Below are 20,633 nucleotides of genomic sequence, written 5' to 3' on the forward strand. Positions count from 1 at the left end.
ATGCAAAATGCAAAAGTCAAAATCAAGGGTGATAAATAACATAAACACAGGAACATCCTTTTCTCCATTTCTCCTGAAGGGTTGTAAGGTTCTGAGCAGTTACAATTTTGCAGTTTACATGAATAGCGACCGGAGGCTGTGCTATGATCACCATCAAGCTGTTCGCCCTACTGAAGGACAAGGCAGGACGTGATGAACTGCATATCAACTCGCGTGCATGCACGGTAACGGAACTGCTCAAAGAAGTATCGGATGAATATCCGGCCTTGTCCGGGCTCATCTCCCGCGGCAGGATCCTGACCTCGGTGAACCAGGAATTTGTCAAGGGTGAAGCTCCGGTCAGGGACGGGGATGAAGTGGCGCTTATGCCGCCGTTCTCCGGTGGAAGCGGGGCGCAGGGTCGTATCTGCATCCAAAAAGGACCCTTCTCTCTGGATAAAGAGATCGAGCAGCTGAAGCAGGCCTCGCCATCCATCGGCGCGATCGTTACCTTCCTCGGGACAACGCGCGATATCTCGGGGGGGAAGCAGGTGGCCACGCTCGAGTTCGAACACTATCCCGGCATGGCGGAGAAGAAACTCGGTGAGATCAGAGCGCGGGCGATAAGAGAATACGGAGTGATCGAGGTGACGATCATTCACCGTACCGGCGTGTTGCCGATCGGAGAGAACATCGTGCTGATCGCAGTGGCCGCAGGGCACCGCGACGAGGCGTTCAAGGCCTGCCGTTTCTGCATCGATGAATTAAAGAGGATCACGCCGATCTGGAAAAAGGAAACAACACCCGAAGGGGACGTGTGGGTGGAGGAACATCCGTAGGGAATGCCGATGGACGAAGGACGACCGCTCACTTCGTTCGCTGGGATGACGGACGATTTTGCGTCCCTCGTCCCTCGTCCATCGTCCCTCGTCTATTTTTTCGCTTCTTTTTTCCCGTCCCGCAGGTAAACCACGCAGGTCGAACAGTCCTCATCCTTGCGGCACCGGGTGGTTTCCCAGCACGGTTTTCCCTTGTTCGTAAACGCCGTGCAAACCAGGCGTCGTTCGTCGGGACAGTCCCTGATCTCCCAGCAGGGCGCATAATCAAGGAGCTTCTTGATCCCCTCGATGCTGATCTTTTTTGAGTGGATCAGCTCGCGGATACAGCGCAGCCACTTGATGTCATTTTCCGTATAGAGCCGGTTTCTCCGCTCCCGCGCCGGCAGGATCAGGCCATGTTTCTCGTAAAGACGCAGCGTCTGCGCCGTGGTCCCGACCAGTTTTGCCGCCACGCCCATGGTGTAGAGCGGTGCGTCCTTGTCTTTGAGTATATCCAGTTTATCGCCGGCCATATGTTTTCATTTTCCCCCAGGGTTCTACCGTGGAATAAGGATCGTCATCTTGTCCATGAGCAGCAGCACGCCCATGATGATCAGGATGACGCCGCTTGTTATCTTGATTACCTTGAAATGTTTTTTCAGCCTGCTGAACGACGACAGGAATGCGCTGATGGCAACTGCCGAAAGGATAAAGGGGATCCCGAGACCGAGCGAATAGAACATGAGCAGTATCATGCCGCTGCTCAGGGTATCACTCGTCATGGCCAACGTCAGTACTGATCCCAGAAAGGGTCCGGTGCAGGGGGTCCAGCCCGCGCCGAAGATCATGCCGACGACGATCGTGCCGATGTAGCCGGCAGGCCGCGTCTTGAGATGAAGTTTCGCCTCCCTCTGAAGAAAGGGAATGTTCACCACATCCATGACAAAAACACCCATGATGATGATGAGCACCCCGCCGACGATCCGGATGGTTTTCAGGTGCTGTGCCAGGAGACTGCCTGCCAGGCTTGCCGACGCCCCAAGGAGAACAAAGATAATGGAGAACCCCGCAACAAAAGCAAAAGAATGAAGCAGGGTGATGTTCATGTTCTTTCTGCGCGAATCGGGGCTCATCAGTTCGTCATAGCTGATGCCGGTGATATACGAAACATAGGAGGGCACGAGCGGAAGGATACAGGGCGACGCAAATGAGATGAGACCCATAGCGAGCGAGTACAGCAGAACATACAGTGTTAATCCATGTGAAAGATCCATGAAGAGCGTTCTCCTTTTAAGGTGGGATTTATATTACCAAAGCCCGACACACATATCAAGCAAAACTTTTGCTGTTTTCCAGTTGATTTGTTCTTATAATTATAAGCAGCAATACCTGTCGCCTCATCGCACAACAGCTACCTGAAATTCCAGTTTCTCTGTTCCGTTGTCCATGAACGTTGGGAAGGGCATTCGTACTACGAACATATTGAACATCTCTTTATCGGGGCAGACTGCGTCTGCGAGCCACAAGGCACTAATGAACTACCCCGCAGCAAGCTGACGGGGTATCAACAGCTAACAGCAAAAAGGAAGCGCAGCAAGCTGCGGGGAATTTACCCGCTGAGATTAAATAAAAAACCGCCCCGTACCATCAGCGGTACAGAGCGGTCGTTTTATACATGGTCTGTGCTGCTCGTTACCTCAGATCTTCCACTGCAGTTCCCACCGCACAAACTGGGCATCGAACCGGTTTGTCGTGGCATAGAATTTGTCGGGCAGGAATTGTTCGACCGTAACATAACCATCAAGGGTCGGCGAGAACTTGCGGTACAGCTTCGCAGTGATAAGCTCGCCGCGGTCTTTGCTGGTCCCCGAGAACATGGTACTTGTGGAAGCGAACATCCTGTCCGCCTTCAGCATGTTATAGGATAGTTCAAGCCGTGTTTCCTCGGTCGGGTATACCTTGACCACGGCGCGGTAAATTTGAATGTTCGTCCAGTACGCAGGGATGCCGGTTTCCGTCAGCAGGGTGAGCGAATATAATTCGCTGATCTGGGGATAGCGCGAGAAAAGAGGGTCCCATGCCTCATTCTTGTTCGTAGTCGACTGATTGTCACCGGACATGGTGATATAACCGAGGTCCCAGCTGGGTTTCATGGTAATGTTGTCATAGGCGCGGCCGACATAGGCATACCCGCCGCTGCCTTCGCGTTTCGTTTTGTCCGTGTCGTTGTATTCGCCCGACTGCAGCGCATACTCGGCGCGGGCCTTCCATCCTTCGCCAAACCCGACCACCGCACGGAGACCATAGGTGCCCAACCGCAGTGCAGGGTTCGTCGCCGCGGTCTTCGTTGTAGGAGTCGCTTCTTCCTTCCACATATAGTAAGGCTCAAGAGTCACGTTGTCCGTGATCTTGCCGCGGCCATACACCACAACGGCCTTTTCATCGTACGAATTGACAGCCCTCTTCTCAAAACCGAACGTGGCCTTCTTATACATACTGTAGGTCGGAAGGGCACCGTCGTTCTCCTGCGAGAACATATAGACAAAATCGACATTGTACTGGTCATTGATCGTTACGAGCGCTCTCGCAGCGTTGAAGTAGAAGGTTCGCGAGCCGTCGAGCGGCGTTCCGTCCATGATCAGAAATCCTTCGCCAAAGGTGCCGAGGAAATCCTGGCGGCCAACCGTGAAATCGACGGGTATTCCGGCAGGTTTTTTTGCGTAAAAATAGAGGTTGTCAAACAGGAACTCATCGCCGACCAAGCCGACCTGAGCGGCGGTATTTGAGGTCGGGAAATACCTCGCCTCATTCGTGATCTTGACGAAGAGGCCGTATTGCTTGTCAATATCCACTTTGTCCCAGACCGATGACTTGAGACGCCAAAGGTTCTCGTCTTGACGTGCATACGGATCAGCATTGGGTACATCAGACTTGTTCATGTCGAACATATTGTCCCAGGTCTCCTGCCGCAGCCGGAAGTAGAGACCGCTGGTGTTCGTGATCTCTGCATAGGCTGATGATGCAAGCAAAACCAAGGTTGCGAGAACCAGAACTGCTTTTACAACTACCCTTTTTTTCATAGTGTCCCCCTTATATTTAATGTCTTTCGTAACAAGTACGTTTTAAATTACACTGGTCTTATGAATAAAATACTGTAGTACACAAAACGAGGCTATTTTAGCAAAAATAGGGGAAATTTAAAACTTGAATTTACTTAAATTAACTAATAAGCCTATAAATATCATTTATTAAATTTCTTGTTCTTTCGGGCAAAAGGGGCATTTTTTTCGGGTACCGCAGCGGATGACTGCGAGAGACCGTTGTTTTCTCCATGGATCACGTCTGGGTCTGTCTTCAAAATTGATAACAGTTTTTTCTATTGACAATAAACCTTAATTTCACTATCATTCCATTCTTTAAACCCCACATCGAGTGAATAATGCAGGAGGACATTCCCCATGTATATTGATCAACCGCTTCGCCACTTCATGGACAAGCTGGCGAGCAAATCTCCCGAGCCGGGTGGAGGCAGCGTGGCAGCCCTTGTCGGTGCTCTCGGAGCAGCGCTCGTAAGCATGGTTGCAAATCTCACCCTTGGGAAGGAAAAATACAAGGACGTTCAACCCCAGATCGAACTGCTGCTCAAGGAATCGGAACAACTCCGGACGGACCTGCAGGACCTGATCCAGAAAGACACCGAAGCCTACGGCGCTCTCTCGGGAGTTTACAAGATGCCTAAGAACACCGATGAGGAAAAGGCCGCCCGCACCGCATCGATGCAGGTTGCGCTCAAGAAGGCCTGTCAGGTCCCCTTCGAGATCGGGCTCACGTCCCTTGAGGTCGCCAAGCTCGCACAGCAGGCGGCTGATATCGGGAACGTCGGCGCGGTGAGCGATGCCGGTGTTGCCGTGCTTCTCGCCCAGGCCTGCGCGCAGAGCGCTGCGCTGAACGTCAAGATCAACGTCAACAGCATCAAGGACGAAGCGTACAACAAAGAGACCTGGACACGCATGCAGGACGTGCTCAAGCAGGTGGCGGCGCTTGAAAAGACCGTGATGGAAACAACGTATAAGAAGATGGGATGAACTGACAGGGTTCAAAGTTCAGAGTTCAAGGTTCAGGGGTGAGGCGTTCAAAGACCCTGCGGTTTTAACGTGACCCTTGACCCTTTTAAAAGGAGAAAACATGCCGGCAAAACTGTTAACAGGGAAAGAAGTCGCTCAGAAGATGGACTTGGACATCCAGAAGGACGTTCAGGAGCTCAAGGCAAGGAGCGTGAACCCCGCGCTCCGGATCATGATCGTGGGCGAGGCTGAGGATTCGGTCTTTTACGCCAACAGCGCGAAAAAAATGGCGGAGAAGAACGGCATTGCCTGCGAGATCGAGCAATTGGCAGGCACGATGAGCCAGGACGAGTTCGTGAACATCCTGAAGCAGAGGAACGCGGACAAGGCCATTCACGGCATCATCGTGATGCGTCCGTTCCCGAAGCAGATCAGGGAAGACGTCGTTAAGTACATCCTGTCTCCGGAAAAGGATGTGGACTGCTTCAATCCCGTGAACGCCGGCAAGATCATGGCCGGAGACCTGACCGGTTTTCCGCCCGCCACGCCACAGGCCGTGATGGAGATCCTCCGCTTCTATCAGGTCCCGATGAGCGGCAAGGAAGCGGTGGTAATCGGCCGTTCCATGGTGGTCGGCAAGCCCATGTCCATGCTGCTCCTGGGAGAGAACGCGACGGTCACGGTCTGCCATTCAAAGACGCAGGACCTCCCCGGCGTGTGCCGGCGCGCCGACATTCTGGTCGCGGCGATCGGCAAAGCGAAGATGATCACCAAGGATTATATCAAGCCGGGCGCCACGGTCATGGATGTGGGCATCAATCCTGAGGGAGACAAGTTCGTCGGCGATGTGGACACGGAACCGGCAAAGGAAGTTGCCGGAGCGATCACACCCGTCCCCGGTGGTGTCGGGACCGTGACCACGCGTGTGCTGCTTAAACACGTGGTAAAAGCGGCGAAGCTGCAGAATCCGTAGGCTGTTGACGTGAAAATCGGCACAGCGAAACGGCCCCAATACGCTTCGGGGGCATTTCGCTTTTCTGCATACGTCGTCGCCATTCTCAAATAGAAAGCCCCGGAGGACTGCTCCTCCGGGGCTTTCTGTGTGTTTCCGTATCAGCAGATGATCGTGCTTCTCCGTTAGAACTTCATGCTCAGCACGCCCTGTGCGCCTGTTGCGGGATCCTTGCCGAGTCCTTTGCCTGGATCGAGGTATCCAAGGGTCCAGTTCCAGGTAAGATTGTCATAAAGCTTCCAATTGATCTTGACATCGACTTCCATTCCGAGCTCATTGGTCGTGCCACCCGTCGTCGACGTCACATCAGCGACCTTCTCGGTTGCCTGCAGGATCCACAGATCACCGCCAATACTCAGGTTTTTGGTTGCGGCGAACATCGCGCCGCCGCTGAGTGCCGTGGTGTTGCAGAATCCGGTGTTCAAACCAGTGGGGTTTGACGGGCTTGCGCATGACGGATTGCCGATTTTATATTCATACAATAAGGTGTAATGCGGATCAGCATCAAGGAAGGTTATCATCTCCTTGTAATCAGTATCGGTTGTTTTTGCACCGGAACCGCGGGCCACGGTGAAGTTGATCGTAACCGGTTCCAACTGCACACCGCCCTGGACCACGATCTGATTGCCTTTGAACTTCGCGTCATTTCCCTTTGCTTTTCCCATCTGCACGTCAATCTCGGCCTTCAGGTCAACAGGGCCTGCTTTGCCGTTGAAATTCAGGCCGAGGTTTTGGGCCTGCGTTTCCTTTGTGGACGCGCCGCCGAATCCCAGGCCGTTCTTTCTGTCATTTGCCATCGTGAGATCTACGCCAAACTTCATGGTCTCGGTGGCCTGCAACGTGGCAACGATACCATAGGCGTCAATATCATCTGATCTTGAAGTTACGCCTTCTGAAACCTTCACGTCAAACAATGCGAGATGCAGCTTATCGAGCTCTGATATGGCGACCCATGCGTCTGAACCGTACTTATTGGACCGGAACCACCACCCATTGCCCAGCTGCAGGAACATATGACCGCCCTTGATGGCGAACGGCATATTCGGGACCCGGAAGAGCATCCATGCCTCACGGACGCCAAGGCGGCTTGCCTTCCCTGTGGACACGGCGCCTGTTGTCGTGTTCGTGGCGCCGGTTGCGACGGTGGTTGTTCCCTGCACGGTCTCAAACCTTCCCAGGGTATCCCAGTCGTTTTCAATGGTGATCTTACCTTTTACATCGCCGGCCTTGACATTCACATCAAGTCTGACACGCTCCTGGGTGTCCACCTGGCCATCACCCGCATTTTTGTTCAAATCCAGATCGCGGAAATTACGGCTCCGAATGTCCACGCTGCCGCCGACGGTCACGTCCACAGCGTGCGAAATGGAACGCGCGCCGACCCGCGGCTCAAGACCACTACCGTCCCCGCCAACGTTCACATCCACGGCGAAAGCCATTGAACTCACGCAAACCATTGCAACGACTGCCAACATTGTGACTATTTTCTTCATCATTTATCCTCCCAGAAAAATTGATTTTGCTCCGGTCTGCACCGGAACAGTTTATAGTAACCTCTTAGAATCTCTCCAAGCAGCATACGACGATTTGATGCAATAATAATTTTTAGTGATCAATCCCTCCCTTCGTCATGAATTAGAAAGATGGATTTGACAACCGCGGTGATGATTCATTTCTGCAAAGTGATCTGATTTGATATGAATGTTGCGAATGTAATGGTACTTTAGGCTGAAGAGTCCCGTCTGTCTTCCGCTGGAACGATAAATATCCCGCGCATCCGAAAACAGGGGGCAACGATGATATGGAAATATGACAGTACTTATCATAAATTATTTGAAATATAGCAAAGTCATATAGTCAAGTCAAGAGATTTCTGCCTTTGGCGCGAAAACACAACACCGGTGAGGAGCATTCAATCTTCCGCCATCAGCACGGACGCGCCGCAGCGTTGAGATGCAGTTTATGCAAGACAGGTCGCATTCCGGCAAGAGAACAGGGTATGCTGAGGTGCTTTCATATGATTATCAGGTCATCGATCAGCATAGCCCGTATGCATTTTCCCGCCGCACAACGAATTCCGTCCTCCTGTGAACACAACCCTTTTGCAACACGTTTCGCTCTTCTCAATACCGGAAGAATTCATCTTCGTGCCCCTGCAACTGCCGCCTCGGGAACAGCGCGAGCGACCGTGACACTGATCCGATACGGGAGAGACGAAGTGTTGACACCCTGCCAAGCTTTGTGGTATTTTTAGCACATGGCAATCGACAAAAATACGATCATACGAGAGGCCCAGAAGTACGTTGCCAGGAACCAGTTTGACAAGGCGATTGCCGAATGGAAAAAGCTTCTCAAGGAAACGCCGAACGATCCAAATATTTACAATACCATCGGCGACCTGTGCCTTAAGAAGGACTCCAAGGCCAGCGCGGTAGAAGCATATCACAAGGCAGCCGATCTTCTGGCCGCTGACGGGTTCACCTCCAAGGCCATCGCCCTCTATAAAAAAATACTCAATATCGATATCAATCAGATCGAAGTGCACCTCGCTCTCGGCGACATGAACGTCGAGAAGGGTCTCACCGGCAATGCCCTCGAGAATTACAAGTTCGTCGCCGACCACTATACCCGCAATAAAGAAACAGCCAAGGCCCTCACCATCTACCAGAAAATGGCGGACCTGAACGACTCCAATGTCGCGTTCCGGGTCAAGCTCGGAGATATGTACGCGAAAGAGGGGATGAAACAGGAAGCTGCCAGGGCATACCTCGCTGCCGCTGACGTGCACCTGTCCAAGAATGAGTTTAAAGATGCCCGGCACCTGTTCGAGAAGGTCCTCGCGCTGGATCCGAACAACAAAGAGGTTTATCACAAGGCCGGCATCGTTTACTTCAAAGAAGAAAAATTCGTTGAAGCCTGCAAGGCTTTAAAACCCGCCTTTGAGAGCGATCCATCCAATAAGGAGCTTATCGAGATTTATCTCGAGGCCCTGGACAAGGCGGGCAAGGATGTCGAGGCTGAACAGGTCCTCCGAAAGCTCCTCGCCGAAAACCCGGACAATGCCGATCTTCGGGAAAAACTGTACAACCTGTATCTTGCGAAGAAAGACTTTGAAAAAGCCATTGTCGAGGCCGCGACGCTTGCCGACGAAAAGATCGAGAGCGGGAATGCCGGAGAAGCTGAGGAGATCTACAAGACCTTTGTGGCCGGCAGTCCGTACTTCCCCCCCATCCGGCAAAAACTTGCTGAGTTCTATATTTCCGTCAACAGGCCGCTGGATGCGGCGGCGGAACTCATGCAGGCCGCCGAGTTGTTCGAAGCGGAAGGAGACCTTCAGAGCGCCAGAGCCGTTCTTACCCAGGCGATCACGATCGCTCCTGACCTGTCCGAGGTTGGAGAGCGACTGAAACGGCTTCCGACTGACATCACGGCTGCACCTCCTCCGGAACCGGCGTTCACGACTGCAGAAGAACCGGTAACAGCCGCTCCCTCCCCTATTGTCCACGAACTCGAACCGTCTCCAGTCATTGAGATGCCGCCCCCGCCCCCCACCCCTGCCTCTCCGATCGCAGAAGCGCCTGTTTTGGTGGAAGAAGATCCAGCGATCACCGAAGCGTTCACTGAATGCGATGTGCTCATCAAATACGGTCTTGCCGACAAGGCGGTTGAACAGCTCGAGGCACTCTGCGTTAACTTCCCTGAAAATCCGCGGATACGTATCAAGCTCCGAGACCTCTACCAGGAGCAGGGGAACATTGATAAAGCCGTGCGGCATGCTCTCCTTGCCGCAGCGCTCTATACAAAATACGGCAGGGACGATCAGGCAGCAGCAGAGCTGCAGAAGACTTTCGAGATGGCGCCCGATCATCCGGCGGTCCTCTCCGCGCTCGGAAGGGTTCCCGTTGCACCGGAAGAAGTCCATCCGCCGGAGATCATACCGGACCATATCGAAACGCCTCTTGCTGAGACCGAAATATCTCCTCCCGCTCCTGAAGAAATCCCCGCGGAGGCCATTATTCTCCAGGAACCGGCCCCGGCACGTGAACTCACGTTTGAGGAACTCGAAAAAGCCCCCGTTTTACCGCAGCCGGAAGAGCCCATGGGCAAGGCGCCCGAAGAGGTCCTTCCGTCGGAGATCATGCCGGAGCATCTTGAAGCTCCTCTCACTGAACTCGAGATATCTCCGCCTCCACCTGAAGAAATCTCTTGGGAGACCATGCCTCCCCAGGAACCGATCCAGACTGGTGAAATCGAGTTTGAGGGGCTTGATTCCGAAATGCCTCCTCTGGAAGAGGCAACTCCCTTTGAAACTGCCCCGGTCAGCGAACCGGCTGAACGTGAACGGCAGCCTGTCGATGAAGAGCCTCCTTTTGGTGAAGTACCTTCTTTTGAAGAACCGACAACAGAGGAACGTCTGCCCGCTGAAGAAGAGTTTGCAGGCGAGAAGGAACAGCCTGTATTTGAACCTGCGGAAAAAGCGGTCGTTCACGAACAACCCGCTGAGATTGATATCGGCGAGCTATGGGCAGAGGCCGAATTCTACTTTCAGCAGGGCTTGTTCGACGAGGCAAAGAAGCACTACACGCAGATCATCGCCTTGACCCCGGGCAACCCGCGGGCGATCGACCGGCTTGCCGAAATCTCTCGTGAAGAGAATGAAACGCGGGAATTTTCCAAGCTCACCGATGCGGTAGAAGGGCTGGAAGGCTATCTCCCGCCGGAGGCAACCGAGGGAGTGCTTGCAGCAAGCGCCTCTGATGATGAGGCTGTCCGTTCTCTGATGCAGGAGATCCAGGAGCTCAAGCAGCAGCCGGCGCCCCCGCCGTTGAAAGGGGAAAAAATCGTTGCCCCGCCTCCGGAGATTTCGGCCAGCGCAGACGACAGACCTCTCGAGCCTGAACAAAAGGCCGCTGAGGAAGACTTCTTTGATCTGGGCGCGGAGCTCCAGCGGGAATCAGCCTCCGCTCAGCAAGGGAAAGCGGCCGCCGAGGAGTTCTTTGATCTTGCCTCGGAACTCAGGGACGAACTGGGCGACGTTCCGGTCCCCGCGCAACCTGCCGTACCCGCAGAGGAACAAAGCCTCGACGATATCTTTGAAGAATTCAAGCGGGGAGTTGAGGAGCAATCGGTAAAAGAGGACGCGGATACTCATTATAATCTCGGTGTGGCCTATAAAGAAATGGGCCTCCTTGATGATGCCATCGGGGAGTTCATGATGACGTCTGAGGATGAGCCCAAACTCGTCCAGAGCCGGTATATGCTCGGTCTGTGTTATATGGAAAAGGGAGAGTATCAGAACGCCATTGACGAGATGCTGAACGCTTTGGATTACGCGACGTCACTGGGGTTCGATGCCGATGACAGTATCAAGATGCACTACGATCTCGGTCTTGCCTATCAGTGCGCAGGGAATATCAGCAGCGCCGCAGATGAGTTCCAAAAGGTCGTCGATCAGGATCCGGGGTACCGTGATACTACCGCGAAACTGAAAGAGCTCCAAAAGGGAGACTATATATCGCTCGAACAGCTCAGGGATGATATCGAGAAGGAAATATCCTCAAAATTCCTCGAAGAAGGTGAGCGGATCGAACGTGAAGAAAAGACAAAGAAAAATGAGCGCGTAGGAAAATAGAATGCCCATATTTTAAGCTGCTGATCGTTTAATGTGCATCCCCTCCACGATTACCCAAACATAACAACTTGAAATATAATATGTTACGCTTTAGCATCAAAATTGCTTATTAAATAGACATTCGGGGGGGGGTCATTTCTCATGAAAAAAATTGAGGCCGTAATCAAACCGTTCAAACTTGACGAGGTCAAAGATGCGCTCAATGCGATCGGTGTTCAGGGCATCACCGTGACCGAGGTCAAGGGATTCGGCAGGCAAAAAGGCCATACTGAACTCTATCGCGGAGCAGAGTACGTCGTCGACTTCCTGCCCAAGGTGAAGATCGAGATCATCGCTGCCGATGGTCTTGTTCCAAAGATCATCGAGACCATAGAAACCTCGGCAAAGACAGGCCGGATCGGCGACGGCAAGATCTTTGTCACACCCGTGGAGGAAATTATCCGCATCCGCACCGGTGAGCGCGGGGAACAGGCCATATAATAAATCTGAATGACGAGGGATGATGGACGAAGGACGAGGTAAAAAAACGATATCGAATTCGTCCGTCGTCCAAGCGAAGCAATCGTCCGTCGTCCATCGGATTAAAATACCAAGGAGGAACCAATGAAACCCAAAGATGTAGTGATGATGGCAAAAGAGAACAAAGCAATGATGGTCGACTTCAAATTCATGGACTTCCCGGGGTTGTGGCAGCACTTTTCCGTGCCCGTGGACGAACTGACCGAGGGCATCTTCGACGAAGGCCTCGGGTTCGACGGGTCAAGCATCCGCGGCTGGCAGTCCATTCATACGAGCGATATGCTGGTCGTTCCTGATCCGGAGACCGCGGTGATGGATCCCTTCACCAAATATGCGACGCTCTCCCTTATCTGCAACATCGTTGACCCGATCACCAAAGAGCGCTACTCCCGCGACCCGCGCTACATCGCGCAGAAAGCGGAAGCCTACCTCAAGTCCACGGGCATCGGCGACACCTGCTTCATGGGTCCTGAGCCGGAATTCTTTATTTTCGACGATGTCCGCTTTGACCAGAACTCCCACGAAGGCTATTACCACATCGACAGCGTGGAAGGCATCTGGAACAGCGGCCGCGTGGAAAGCCCGAACCTCGGCTACAAACCGCGCCACAAGGAAGGCTACTTCCCGGTGCCGCCGATCGACAGCCAGGAGGACATCCGCTCCGAAATGGTGGCGGAGATGCAGAAGGTCGGCATCTATGTCGAGCGTCAGCACCATGAAGTGGCGACCGCGGGACAGGCCGAAATCGACATCCGGTTCAGCAACCTTGTCAAGTGCGCCGACCAGGTGATGATGTTCAAGTACATCATCAAGAACGTGGCCAAGCGGAACGGCAAGACCGTGACCTTCATGCCGAAGCCGCTGTTCGGCGATAATGGATCGGGCATGCACACGCACCAATCCATCTGGAAAGGCGGCAAGCCCCTGTTCCATGGCGACAAATATGCCGGCATGTCCCAGATGGCGCTCCACTACATCGGCGGCATCCTGAAGCACGCCAAGGTGATCGCGGCATTCACCAATCCGACAATGAATTCCTACAAGCGTCTGACGCCGGGCTTCGAGGCGCCGGTGAACCTGGCCTACTCGAGCCGGAATCGCTCGGCCTCGGTCCGCATCCCGATGTACAGTGCGAATCCCAAGACAAAGAGGATTGAGGTCCGCTTCCCCGACCCGTCCTGCAACCCCTACATGGCCTTCGCCGCCATGTTGATGGCGGGCCTCGACGGTATTGAGAACAAGATCGATCCGGGCCAGCCGCTGGACAAGGACATCTACGATATGGCGCCCGAAGAACTGGCAAGTGTGCCGTCCATGCCCGGATCGCTCGAAGAGGCGCTGGACAACCTCGAGGCAGACCACGACTTCCTGCTGAAAGGTGACGTGTTCACCAAGGACGCCATCGAGATGCATATCCACTACAAGAGGACCAAGGAAGTGGACGCCCTCCGCCTGCGGCCCCATCCGTATGAGTTCTTCCTGTACTACGACATTTAAGCAACGCACCCATAACCAGGTGAGCGTACGACCGGGACCCCGCGCAGGGGTCCCGGTTTTTTTATGTTCGCTCGAAGTAGCACGCTGTCCTCAACATGCCTGCAATCAGATGTCCGACCTGTCCTCGTGGTAAAACAAAGCGCTCAATTATCTTGCCATTTACTTATTGATATAGTATTCTTTCCCCCATAGTGAAGGCCACCTGAAGGTAAATGAGGATGCACGATGCCGATAAATTCGGAAAAGCCGCATTTATGGAAAGCCGACGTCGCCGAGTCAATCGATTTTTATAATGACTGGTTCCTCCGCTTCGCACCCGGCACCTACCGCAAGCAGCGCGTAATCCGCACAAAAGAAGTTCTCACCGCATTTGAAAAGACCGGCAACCTGCTACAAATCACGCCTGAGGTCCTGAGAGAAAGTCCTGGAATCCTGCCCATCCTCCGCATGGTAACTGCGCCGCCGCTGGCCCGGGACCGGCTCATCGGACTCGCTCACCTCAATAAGGCAATGATCGGTGCGATGGAAGGAAGCGAAGACAAGCCGCCGCGACTGCCTGTTCGCATGGAAAAAGCCGCACTCGCAGAGGGTTTGCTGCGCATTTGTGAGATCGTGGCGGAGCTTGCCGACCGCGACCTGCTTCCCTGGATCGTTACGGGAGAAGACCCGTCGGAGACTGTCAAGGACAGAGCGGCCACCGTCATAGCGGACCGTCTCTGCGGCGCAACAACGGACCCCATCATCAGGAACGCCCAGGAAAAACGGCAGCTTGCCGCGCTCAAGCGATGGCTTGAACGCAATGGCTATGAACAAATTGAAACCGAGGATGCCCGGAACCTCGATAAGATGCCCCCCGGCACGTTTACCTTTCGTCTCAACCTGCCCGTCGGAAAGAAAAAGACCTCTGTCAATATACCCATCGATTGTGTTGTAAAGCCTCTCCACGCCGGCGAGCGGGATCTTCCCGTTTTGATCGAGGCGAAGTCAGCGGGAGACGCGACGAATACCAACAAGAGGCGAAAAGAAGAAGCTCAGAAGTTCACGCAGCTCAAAGAGCGCTATGGAAAGAACGTCGAGTTTATTCTGCTCTTGTGCGGTTACTTCGAACCCGGCTATCTCGGATACGAGGCGTCAGAGGGGATTGACTGGGTTTGGGAGCACCGGCTGGATGATTTGAGGGCGCTTCTGATCAAGGGTAAAAAAAAAGCCCACGGGATCGAAGAAACAGCAGAGGCGTATGACCCAGCGAAGCCGAGCGTAACAGAACAGGAACGGTTCAAACTTCAATTAAACGTTGACGGAACGAAATCCCAGGAAGAAAGAAATATTCACGGCCAGTTTTCAACACCTTATGTCCTTGCTCGTCAAATAGTAGCTCGATCGATCGCGGAATTGCCCCCATCAACACCCATTTTGTTTCTTGAACCTGCTCTAGGATCAGGAGTGTTCTATTCCGCCTTGATGCAGGAGGCCGGGGACCATGCTATTCTGGAAGCCGTGGGCGTGGAGCAGGATGAGGCATATGCAAAAATAGCGTCGAAGCTTTTCAGAGACAAAGATTTCAAAGTCCTCGTTCAGGACTTCTTCGCATTCGCGCGCGCGGCTGAGAACCACTCCCGCTTCAATCTGCTCTGCACAAACCCGCCCTATGTCAGGCATCATCACATCGAATCATCACTGAAACAGGAGTTGCAAATTCTTGTGCGCGATAGCCTCGGCTTGAAGATCAGCGGCCTCTCGGGGTTATACATGTATTTCGTATTGCTGGCTGATGCTCTTCTCGCGCCTGGCGGCGTTGCGTCCTGGCTCATTCCTTCCGAATTCCTCTATGTAAATTATGGCCAGCCGCTACGGGACTACCTGAGCAAGCAGGTAACTCTTTTAAGCATCCATCAATTCGATCCAGCTACAGTCCAGTTCGACGACGCGCTCGTCTCGTCCTGCGTCGTTACGTATAAGAAGACTCGTCCGACTGAAAAAGCATCGTTTACCTTCACCTTCGGCGGCAGCATTGTCCACCCCTCAGAAACGAGGACTGTAGATCTTTTCAACCGGGACAGTGCGCAAAAGTGGAGTTTGCTTCATTTTGATCAGGAAGAGGTATTGCATGGGGAAAGGGATGTTCTGGCCGATTTCTTCGACATACGGCGAGGCGTAGCAACTGGTGCGAATGAATTTTTCATCATCGGCACTGAAGTCATAAAGGAATATTCGATACCGCGCAAATTTCTGAAACCGATTCTTCCCAGTCCGCGTTATTTGACTCGGGACGCAATCGAAGCGAATCCCGACGGCACGCCGAAGATTGAAAACTTGAAATACCTCCTTGACTGCAATCTTCCGCCTGATGTCGTAAAAGAGCGGCATCCCGGTCTCTGGCAGTACTTTCAAACAGGCAAGAAACAAGGGTTGCATGAGCGGTATCTCTGCGCAAGCAAAGAGGTCTGGTATTTCCAGGAAAAACGTGCCCCGTCACTCTATATGGCAACGTACATGGGCCGATCAAACGGCAACGGGCAGGCTCCAATCCGATTTTACCTGAATTACTCCCAGGCAATCGCCACGAATGTTTTCTTACATCTCTATCCGAAGCTGGCGCTGATGAACCTGCTCAATGATCAGCCGGAACGAATGAAAGAACTTCTCGATTTGATGAACGCTATACCGTTGCAGGAATTCATGCGCGTCGGCCGTGCGTATGGCGGGGGGCTGCATAAGGTTGAGCCGGGGGAGCTGAAGAATCTGGCGTTTAGCCAGTTGCCGCAGTGGATAAAGGGCGTTGTTGAGAAACAGATGGTGCTGATATGACGACGGATAGGGTCCGCATGATGATAAAAATGCCATGACGAATGCGGAAACAGTCACTTTTTTTGCTGAAAATTATAAGTTGATTTTTAGCAATTTAAATAATCATGACAAAAAAATATTTATAGGTAACAAAAATAACAGAACTTGCCGTTTTTGTGGTGGCCAAAAACCAGAGGTCACATTTAGAAATAATGCTCACGCAATACCCGAGTTTCTGGGAAATAAGCGGGTACTTCTATTGGAAGAATGTGATGCATGTAACGGATATTTTTCCGAAGGGATAGAAGATAATCTCGATAAATTCACCAGGCCAATTCGCACTATAGGCTTGATCAAAGGGAAAAAGAAAGTGCCGGGTTATAAAACAAATGATAATAAATCGAAACTCGCCGTCAATGCACAGCACGGGATAAGCATAATAGAAAAGACAGGCAGTAATAAGCATATAATGTCTATCGACGAAGACAGTCGGCGGCTCGTTATTACGTTTAAATTGGAACCTTACATTCCATCCGCTGTGTATAAATGTTTAGCCAAGATTGCTTTATCTGTCATGCCGAACGAAGAGTTGTTCTTTTTCCGAAAAGCCATTAGCTGGGTTAGAAGTGAAAATCACGCAAAAATCATTTCCCCTCAGGTCGTTATTATTACTTTTGCTCCAGGTCGTTATACAAAGCCCGCATTAATTGTGCTCCGTCGAAAGCATAATAATGCAAATGTCCCTTATTGTATCTTGGTTATCGGTTTCGGTAATTTTGTTTTTCAGTTAATCGTTCCCTCGGATAAAGACGGAATCTCAGGGCAAACTATCAAGCTCAAAATGCCTCGATTTCCAAATCCACTTGAAACGGAGGAGGGATCCAATAAAAGACAGTATGGCAGGGTTGATCTATCTAGTCATGAAGTGGTTACCGGAAGCATAATTCCAATCCAGTTCGAGTATGAACATTTGGAACGAACTATTATGTGAATATCGACATGCGAATTATGAGCATTAGATGCTGATATGCAAGGAAGGTGACGTTGTTGCACCCGTTGCGCTACGCAATACGAGGCTGAAACGATGAGTATCACGATATTCGCATCTGGGAAAATTGCATGTATTGGTGACATCCCGCGTTTGATCGCCGACTTGAAACGAGTCGCTGGGGAACATAATTGGGGATATCACGTCATAGACGATGACTTTGATACGTATCCGAACGCCGTATTGACTCCACGCAGCGGAGACGATTCGGCCGCGGTCATCGAGGGGTCGTTAGGTCTGAAGGGTATCGTTATGAATGTTGGCCTGGGAGCGGAGCCGCTGGCGATTCTCTTTGATCGTTCCGGGGTGTTGACGGACATGCTACAGCAGGTCTCCTGGATTCACAACAATGGGCAAGGCGAGCGCTTTACTATGTGTAAGACGCAGTTCGCGGGCATCAAGTCCCATATCCGCGTCATCGAACTTCTGGACGGTCTTAAACAGAGCTATATTCCCGGCCTCATTGTGAACGACGAAGGGGACTATTGGGAAAGCCGTGACCGGAGAATCTTAGCCGAAAAACGCATCTTCCTTGGGCAGTGCCTGCGCCACGCCGAGAAGGTGATCTCCGGCATTGAGATTTGCGGCGATGATGTACAGGACACAGAAACTATTGCGTCCCACATTGAGGACGCGTTGTTGAAAGCGGATGAGGAAGACTCTTCGCAACATTAAAACAATCCGCAAGTTATTTTAATGCAAACCATTCATTGTACACAAAAGCTGCGGAAAGAACTCAGTGAGCAACACGCGACTTTCGCGCCATCCGAGACTCAACACGGACTTCTTGGACCATGGCATACAAACCTGATCAGGATCGAGAGTTGGAAGTGCGTCCTATTCATGGTTTTTATCAATTGACCCCTCCTCCCCCGTTGGTATAGAATGACCGTACTATGGTTCAGTTGCGGTTTCACGCAAAATTTCTGATGCTCGTCCTCGGAAGCCTTCTCATCCTTTTATGTGTCTGCTTCACCTGCGTCGCTGACAGCCTCATTATCGAGCACGGCCGCAGGGACTCCCGTGAGATTGCCATTACCTTCGATGCCTGCCCCACGACCTTGCATGATGAGTATGACGAAAAGGTCATCGAGGTCCTTCTTGGGAAACAGGTTCCTGCTACACTCTTTCTGAGCGGACGGTGGGTGGAGAAGAACCCGGAAAAGGCAAAGTACCTCGCGGCCCAGTCGCAGTTCGAGCTCGCATCCCACGGTTACTATCATCCCCATTTGCTTGAAAAGGACGATGCGCGGATATTGCGGGAACTGAAGCGGACGCAGGCGATCATCAATAAGACGACCGGCAGGTCACCGCGCTATTTTCGGCCGCCGTACGGCGAGGTTGATGGGCGGATCGCCACTATCGCAAAGACAGCCGGACTCACGACCATCCAGTATGATATCGCATCTGGAGACCCGGATGCGGGTCTCTCGCCGCAGAGAATCGTCCGCGGCATCCTGCGTGACGCCAAAGGCGGGAGCATCATCGTGTTCCATATGAACCGGAAAGGAGTTCACACCGCGGAGGTCCTGCCGGACATTATTGATGGATTACGAAAGCAGGGATTTACGCTCGTGACCGTGGGAGAACTGCTGAAAAAGTGAAAGGGAAAATTGGGACAATCTGGAACCTTGATTTACCACAAAGACACGAAGTCACGAAGAAAGGCTTGAGCGGTTTTGGTGTTTGTTGCACTCGCATAGTTTCAGGAAGTTCTTAGTGTCTTTGTGCCTTCGTGGTAATATTCTATTTTCGTTTGTTTAATTCTCTCTCTAAAAACCCCTCGCATTTCCCGCCCGTTCGGTTATAATATCCCCCATGCAGATACGAGAGATGCTCAAGATCAACCCCCTTGTGCTCGCGCCCATGGCCGGCATTTCGGACTTTCCGTTCCGCAGGATCTGCAAGGAGCTCGGCGCGGGACTCGTTTTCTCAGAGATGGTGAGCGTCGAAGCGCTGATCCGGGAGCACAAGCGCACCCACGGCATGCTCCGCACCGATCCGGCCGAGCGCCCTGTCGTGTTCCAGATCTTCGGATCCAAACCCGCGTCCATGGCTGAGGCAGCGCACATCGTATCGCAGGGGGAGGTCGATTTTATCGACATCAACATGGGTTGCCCGGTGCCGAAGATCCTGAAGTCCGGCGCCGGCGCAGCGCTTTTGCGCGATCTCGGACTTGCCAAAGAGATCATGGCGGCCGTCGTGGGAGCGTCAAAAGTTCCGGTCCTGGTCAAGATGCGGCTCGGCTGGGATGCAAAGAACATCGTGGCAGTGGACGTGGCGCAGGCCGCCGAATCAGCGGGCGTCGCCGCCGTGACCGTGCATGCGAGGACCAAAGCGCAGGGCTTCTCGGGCCATGCTGACTGGGACATGATCAAAGTCGTAAAGAAGTCCGTCGGCATACCGGTCATCGGGAACGGCGATGTGCGCTCCGGGCAGGACGCGAAGAGGATGATGGACGAGACAGGATGCGATGGGGTCATGATCGCACGGGCGATCCAGGGATATCCGTGGATCTTCCGCGAAGCACGGCAGTATCTCGAAACCGGCCTCGCGCCTGCCTGCCCTTCCCTTGAAGAGCGTCACGCGACCATGCTCCGCCATCTGAACGATATGGTCAAACTGCTCGGCGAAAATGTCGGCGTGCGCGAAATGCGCAAACATCTCTGCTGGTACACGAAAGGCCTGCATGGCGCCGCGGAGTTCAGAACAACGATCAATCATCTGGCGACCGTTCAGGAGGTAAGGCGGGAGATCGGGGAATACTTCGAATGCCTGCAGCAGGGCGTCACGGCAGTTCACCAGGCATCTTGTTCGTAAAAACAACTTCGTCTAATCAAGACGATCCGAAGGGTGTACTTATGTCAGTGAAGGACTCACGACCAGAGAACGACGAACAGGAGCGGATCATCGCCGAAGTGCGGCACAATCGTGAACTCCGGGAGAAGACCTATCGGGACCAGGCGCTCAAGCTGTACCCTTCGATCTGCGCGCGGTGCGGACGTGAATTCGCGGGGAAAAAACTCCGCGAACTCACGGTCCATCATAAGGACCATGATCACGACAACAATCCGCCTGACGGCAGCAACTGGGAGCTGCTCTGTCTTTACTGCCACGATATTGAGCACCAGGAGTATCTGGATGAAGAATCGTTCGGCGAGACGAAGCCGGGCGGCAATAAAGAGGCGTCCGCCACGCACAAACCCTTCGCTGCCCTCGAAGCGTTACTGAAGAACAAGAAGAAGTAAACCCCGTTAGAGAGCTCCGTTCTCTAGCG

The 20,633-nt window shown here is 52.8% G+C and carries 16 protein-coding genes and 1 pseudogene; 13 read left to right on the top strand and 4 right to left on the bottom strand.

Annotated elements, in window-relative coordinates:
• The first annotated feature begins 143 nt into the window (after positions 1-143).
• The gene (locus tag M0R70_12305) at positions 144-818 is read left to right on the top strand and encodes a molybdenum cofactor biosynthesis protein MoaE (GenBank protein MCK9420151.1); all 675 of its coding nucleotides are present in this window, start codon (positions 144-146) and stop codon (positions 816-818) included.
• Between the two features lie 92 nt (positions 819-910).
• Here the strand turns inward: M0R70_12305 and M0R70_12310 are convergent, their stop codons facing one another.
• The 3 genes from M0R70_12310 to M0R70_12320 all read right to left on the bottom strand — a co-directional run bounded on the left by M0R70_12310 (position 911) and on the right by M0R70_12320 (position 3,877).
• Entirely contained in the window at positions 911-1,330 is a 420-nt protein-coding gene (locus tag M0R70_12310) for a MerR family transcriptional regulator (protein MCK9420152.1), read from the bottom strand.
• A 24-nt stretch (positions 1,331-1,354) separates the two neighbouring features.
• Positions 1,355-2,071 (bottom strand): cytochrome c biogenesis protein CcdA, encoded by a 717-nt coding sequence (locus tag M0R70_12315; protein MCK9420153.1) that lies wholly within the window; start codon positions 2,069-2,071, stop codon positions 1,355-1,357.
• A gap of 423 nt (positions 2,072-2,494) precedes the next feature.
• The gene (locus tag M0R70_12320; GenBank protein MCK9420154.1) at positions 2,495-3,877 is read right to left on the bottom strand and encodes an alginate export family protein; all 1,383 of its coding nucleotides are present in this window, start codon (positions 3,875-3,877) and stop codon (positions 2,495-2,497) included.
• A 378-nt stretch (positions 3,878-4,255) separates the two neighbouring features.
• On the opposite strand from M0R70_12320, the gene M0R70_12325 reads away from it, so the two are divergent.
• Together M0R70_12325 and M0R70_12330 are read left to right on the top strand one after the other, a co-directional pair.
• Entirely contained in the window at positions 4,256-4,882 is a 627-nt protein-coding gene (locus tag M0R70_12325) for a cyclodeaminase/cyclohydrolase family protein (GenBank protein MCK9420155.1), read from the top strand.
• Between the two features lie 100 nt (positions 4,883-4,982).
• Positions 4,983-5,834 (top strand): bifunctional 5,10-methylenetetrahydrofolate dehydrogenase/5,10-methenyltetrahydrofolate cyclohydrolase, encoded by an 852-nt coding sequence (locus M0R70_12330; protein ID MCK9420156.1) that lies wholly within the window; start codon positions 4,983-4,985, stop codon positions 5,832-5,834.
• A 164-nt stretch (positions 5,835-5,998) separates the two neighbouring features.
• Here the strand turns inward: M0R70_12330 and M0R70_12335 are convergent, their stop codons facing one another.
• Positions 5,999-7,369, bottom strand: coding sequence for a hypothetical protein (locus M0R70_12335; GenBank protein MCK9420157.1), 1,371 nt, complete (start codon positions 7,367-7,369; stop codon positions 5,999-6,001).
• 761 nt (positions 7,370-8,130) lie between these two features.
• On the opposite strand from M0R70_12335, the gene M0R70_12340 reads away from it, so the two are divergent.
• The 10 genes and pseudogenes from M0R70_12340 (at position 8,131) to M0R70_12385 (ending at position 20,604) form a co-directional block, all read left to right on the top strand.
• Entirely contained in the window at positions 8,131-11,505 is a 3,375-nt protein-coding gene (locus M0R70_12340) for a tetratricopeptide repeat protein (protein MCK9420158.1), read from the top strand.
• 141 nt (positions 11,506-11,646) lie between these two features.
• Entirely contained in the window at positions 11,647-11,985 is a 339-nt protein-coding gene (locus M0R70_12345; GenBank protein ID MCK9420159.1) for a P-II family nitrogen regulator, read from the top strand.
• 123 nt (positions 11,986-12,108) lie between these two features.
• Positions 12,109-13,521: a type I glutamate--ammonia ligase gene (glnA, locus tag M0R70_12350; GenBank protein ID MCK9420160.1), complete on the top strand. Its 1,413-nt coding sequence runs from the start codon at positions 12,109-12,111 to the stop codon at positions 13,519-13,521.
• Positions 13,522-13,746: 225 nt separating this feature from the next.
• Positions 13,747-14,697 (top strand): annotated as a pseudogene (locus M0R70_12355) (XamI family restriction endonuclease).
• Between the two features lie 285 nt (positions 14,698-14,982).
• A complete protein-coding gene (locus M0R70_12360) occupies positions 14,983-16,329 on the top strand; it encodes an Eco57I restriction-modification methylase domain-containing protein (GenBank protein MCK9420161.1) in 1,347 nt (448 codons plus the stop codon).
• 34 nt (positions 16,330-16,363) lie between these two features.
• Positions 16,364-17,299 (top strand): hypothetical protein, encoded by a 936-nt coding sequence (locus tag M0R70_12365; GenBank protein ID MCK9420162.1) that lies wholly within the window; start codon positions 16,364-16,366, stop codon positions 17,297-17,299.
• Positions 17,300-17,392: 93 nt separating this feature from the next.
• Positions 17,393-18,031, top strand: coding sequence for a hypothetical protein (locus M0R70_12370; protein ID MCK9420163.1), 639 nt, complete (start codon positions 17,393-17,395; stop codon positions 18,029-18,031).
• A 221-nt stretch (positions 18,032-18,252) separates the two neighbouring features.
• Complete coding sequence (locus M0R70_12375; GenBank protein ID MCK9420164.1) at positions 18,253-18,960, top strand: polysaccharide deacetylase family protein; 708 nt, start codon at positions 18,253-18,255, stop codon at positions 18,958-18,960.
• A 214-nt stretch (positions 18,961-19,174) separates the two neighbouring features.
• Positions 19,175-20,176: a tRNA dihydrouridine synthase DusB gene (dusB, locus tag M0R70_12380; protein ID MCK9420165.1), complete on the top strand. Its 1,002-nt coding sequence runs from the start codon at positions 19,175-19,177 to the stop codon at positions 20,174-20,176.
• A gap of 41 nt (positions 20,177-20,217) precedes the next feature.
• On the top strand, positions 20,218-20,604 hold the full coding sequence (locus M0R70_12385) for a YajD family HNH nuclease (GenBank protein ID MCK9420166.1): 387 nt from the start codon (positions 20,218-20,220) through the stop codon (positions 20,602-20,604).
• Positions 20,605-20,633: the final 29 nt, after the last annotated feature.

This window comes from Nitrospirota bacterium, assembly GCA_023229435.1.
Classification (GTDB): Bacteria; Nitrospirota; UBA9217; order UBA9217; family UBA9217; genus JALNZF01.

What these genes read in the sequence shown, in the direction of transcription:
- M0R70_12305 (MCK9420151.1), top strand. Translation starts at nt 144, where the DNA reads ATGATCACCATCAAGCTGTTCGCCCTACTGAAGGACAAGGCAGGACGT.
- M0R70_12310 (MCK9420152.1), bottom strand. Translation starts at nt 1,330, where the DNA reads ATGGCCGGCGATAAACTGGATATACTCAAAGACAAGGACGCACCGCTC.
- M0R70_12315 (MCK9420153.1), bottom strand. Translation starts at nt 2,071, where the DNA reads ATGGATCTTTCACATGGATTAACACTGTATGTTCTGCTGTACTCGCTC.
- M0R70_12320 (MCK9420154.1), bottom strand. Translation starts at nt 3,877, where the DNA reads ATGAAAAAAAGGGTAGTTGTAAAAGCAGTTCTGGTTCTCGCAACCTTG.
- M0R70_12325 (MCK9420155.1), top strand. Translation starts at nt 4,256, where the DNA reads ATGTATATTGATCAACCGCTTCGCCACTTCATGGACAAGCTGGCGAGC.
- M0R70_12330 (MCK9420156.1), top strand. Translation starts at nt 4,983, where the DNA reads ATGCCGGCAAAACTGTTAACAGGGAAAGAAGTCGCTCAGAAGATGGAC.
- M0R70_12335 (MCK9420157.1), bottom strand. Translation starts at nt 7,369, where the DNA reads ATGATGAAGAAAATAGTCACAATGTTGGCAGTCGTTGCAATGGTTTGC.
- M0R70_12340 (MCK9420158.1), top strand. Translation starts at nt 8,131, where the DNA reads ATGGCAATCGACAAAAATACGATCATACGAGAGGCCCAGAAGTACGTT.
- M0R70_12345 (MCK9420159.1), top strand. Translation starts at nt 11,647, where the DNA reads ATGAAAAAAATTGAGGCCGTAATCAAACCGTTCAAACTTGACGAGGTC.
- glnA (MCK9420160.1), top strand. Translation starts at nt 12,109, where the DNA reads ATGAAACCCAAAGATGTAGTGATGATGGCAAAAGAGAACAAAGCAATG.
- M0R70_12360 (MCK9420161.1), top strand. Translation starts at nt 14,983, where the DNA reads ATGCAGGAGGCCGGGGACCATGCTATTCTGGAAGCCGTGGGCGTGGAG.
- M0R70_12365 (MCK9420162.1), top strand. Translation starts at nt 16,364, where the DNA reads ATGACGAATGCGGAAACAGTCACTTTTTTTGCTGAAAATTATAAGTTG.
- M0R70_12370 (MCK9420163.1), top strand. Translation starts at nt 17,393, where the DNA reads ATGAGTATCACGATATTCGCATCTGGGAAAATTGCATGTATTGGTGAC.
- M0R70_12375 (MCK9420164.1), top strand. Translation starts at nt 18,253, where the DNA reads ATGGTTCAGTTGCGGTTTCACGCAAAATTTCTGATGCTCGTCCTCGGA.
- dusB (MCK9420165.1), top strand. Translation starts at nt 19,175, where the DNA reads ATGCAGATACGAGAGATGCTCAAGATCAACCCCCTTGTGCTCGCGCCC.
- M0R70_12385 (MCK9420166.1), top strand. Translation starts at nt 20,218, where the DNA reads ATGTCAGTGAAGGACTCACGACCAGAGAACGACGAACAGGAGCGGATC.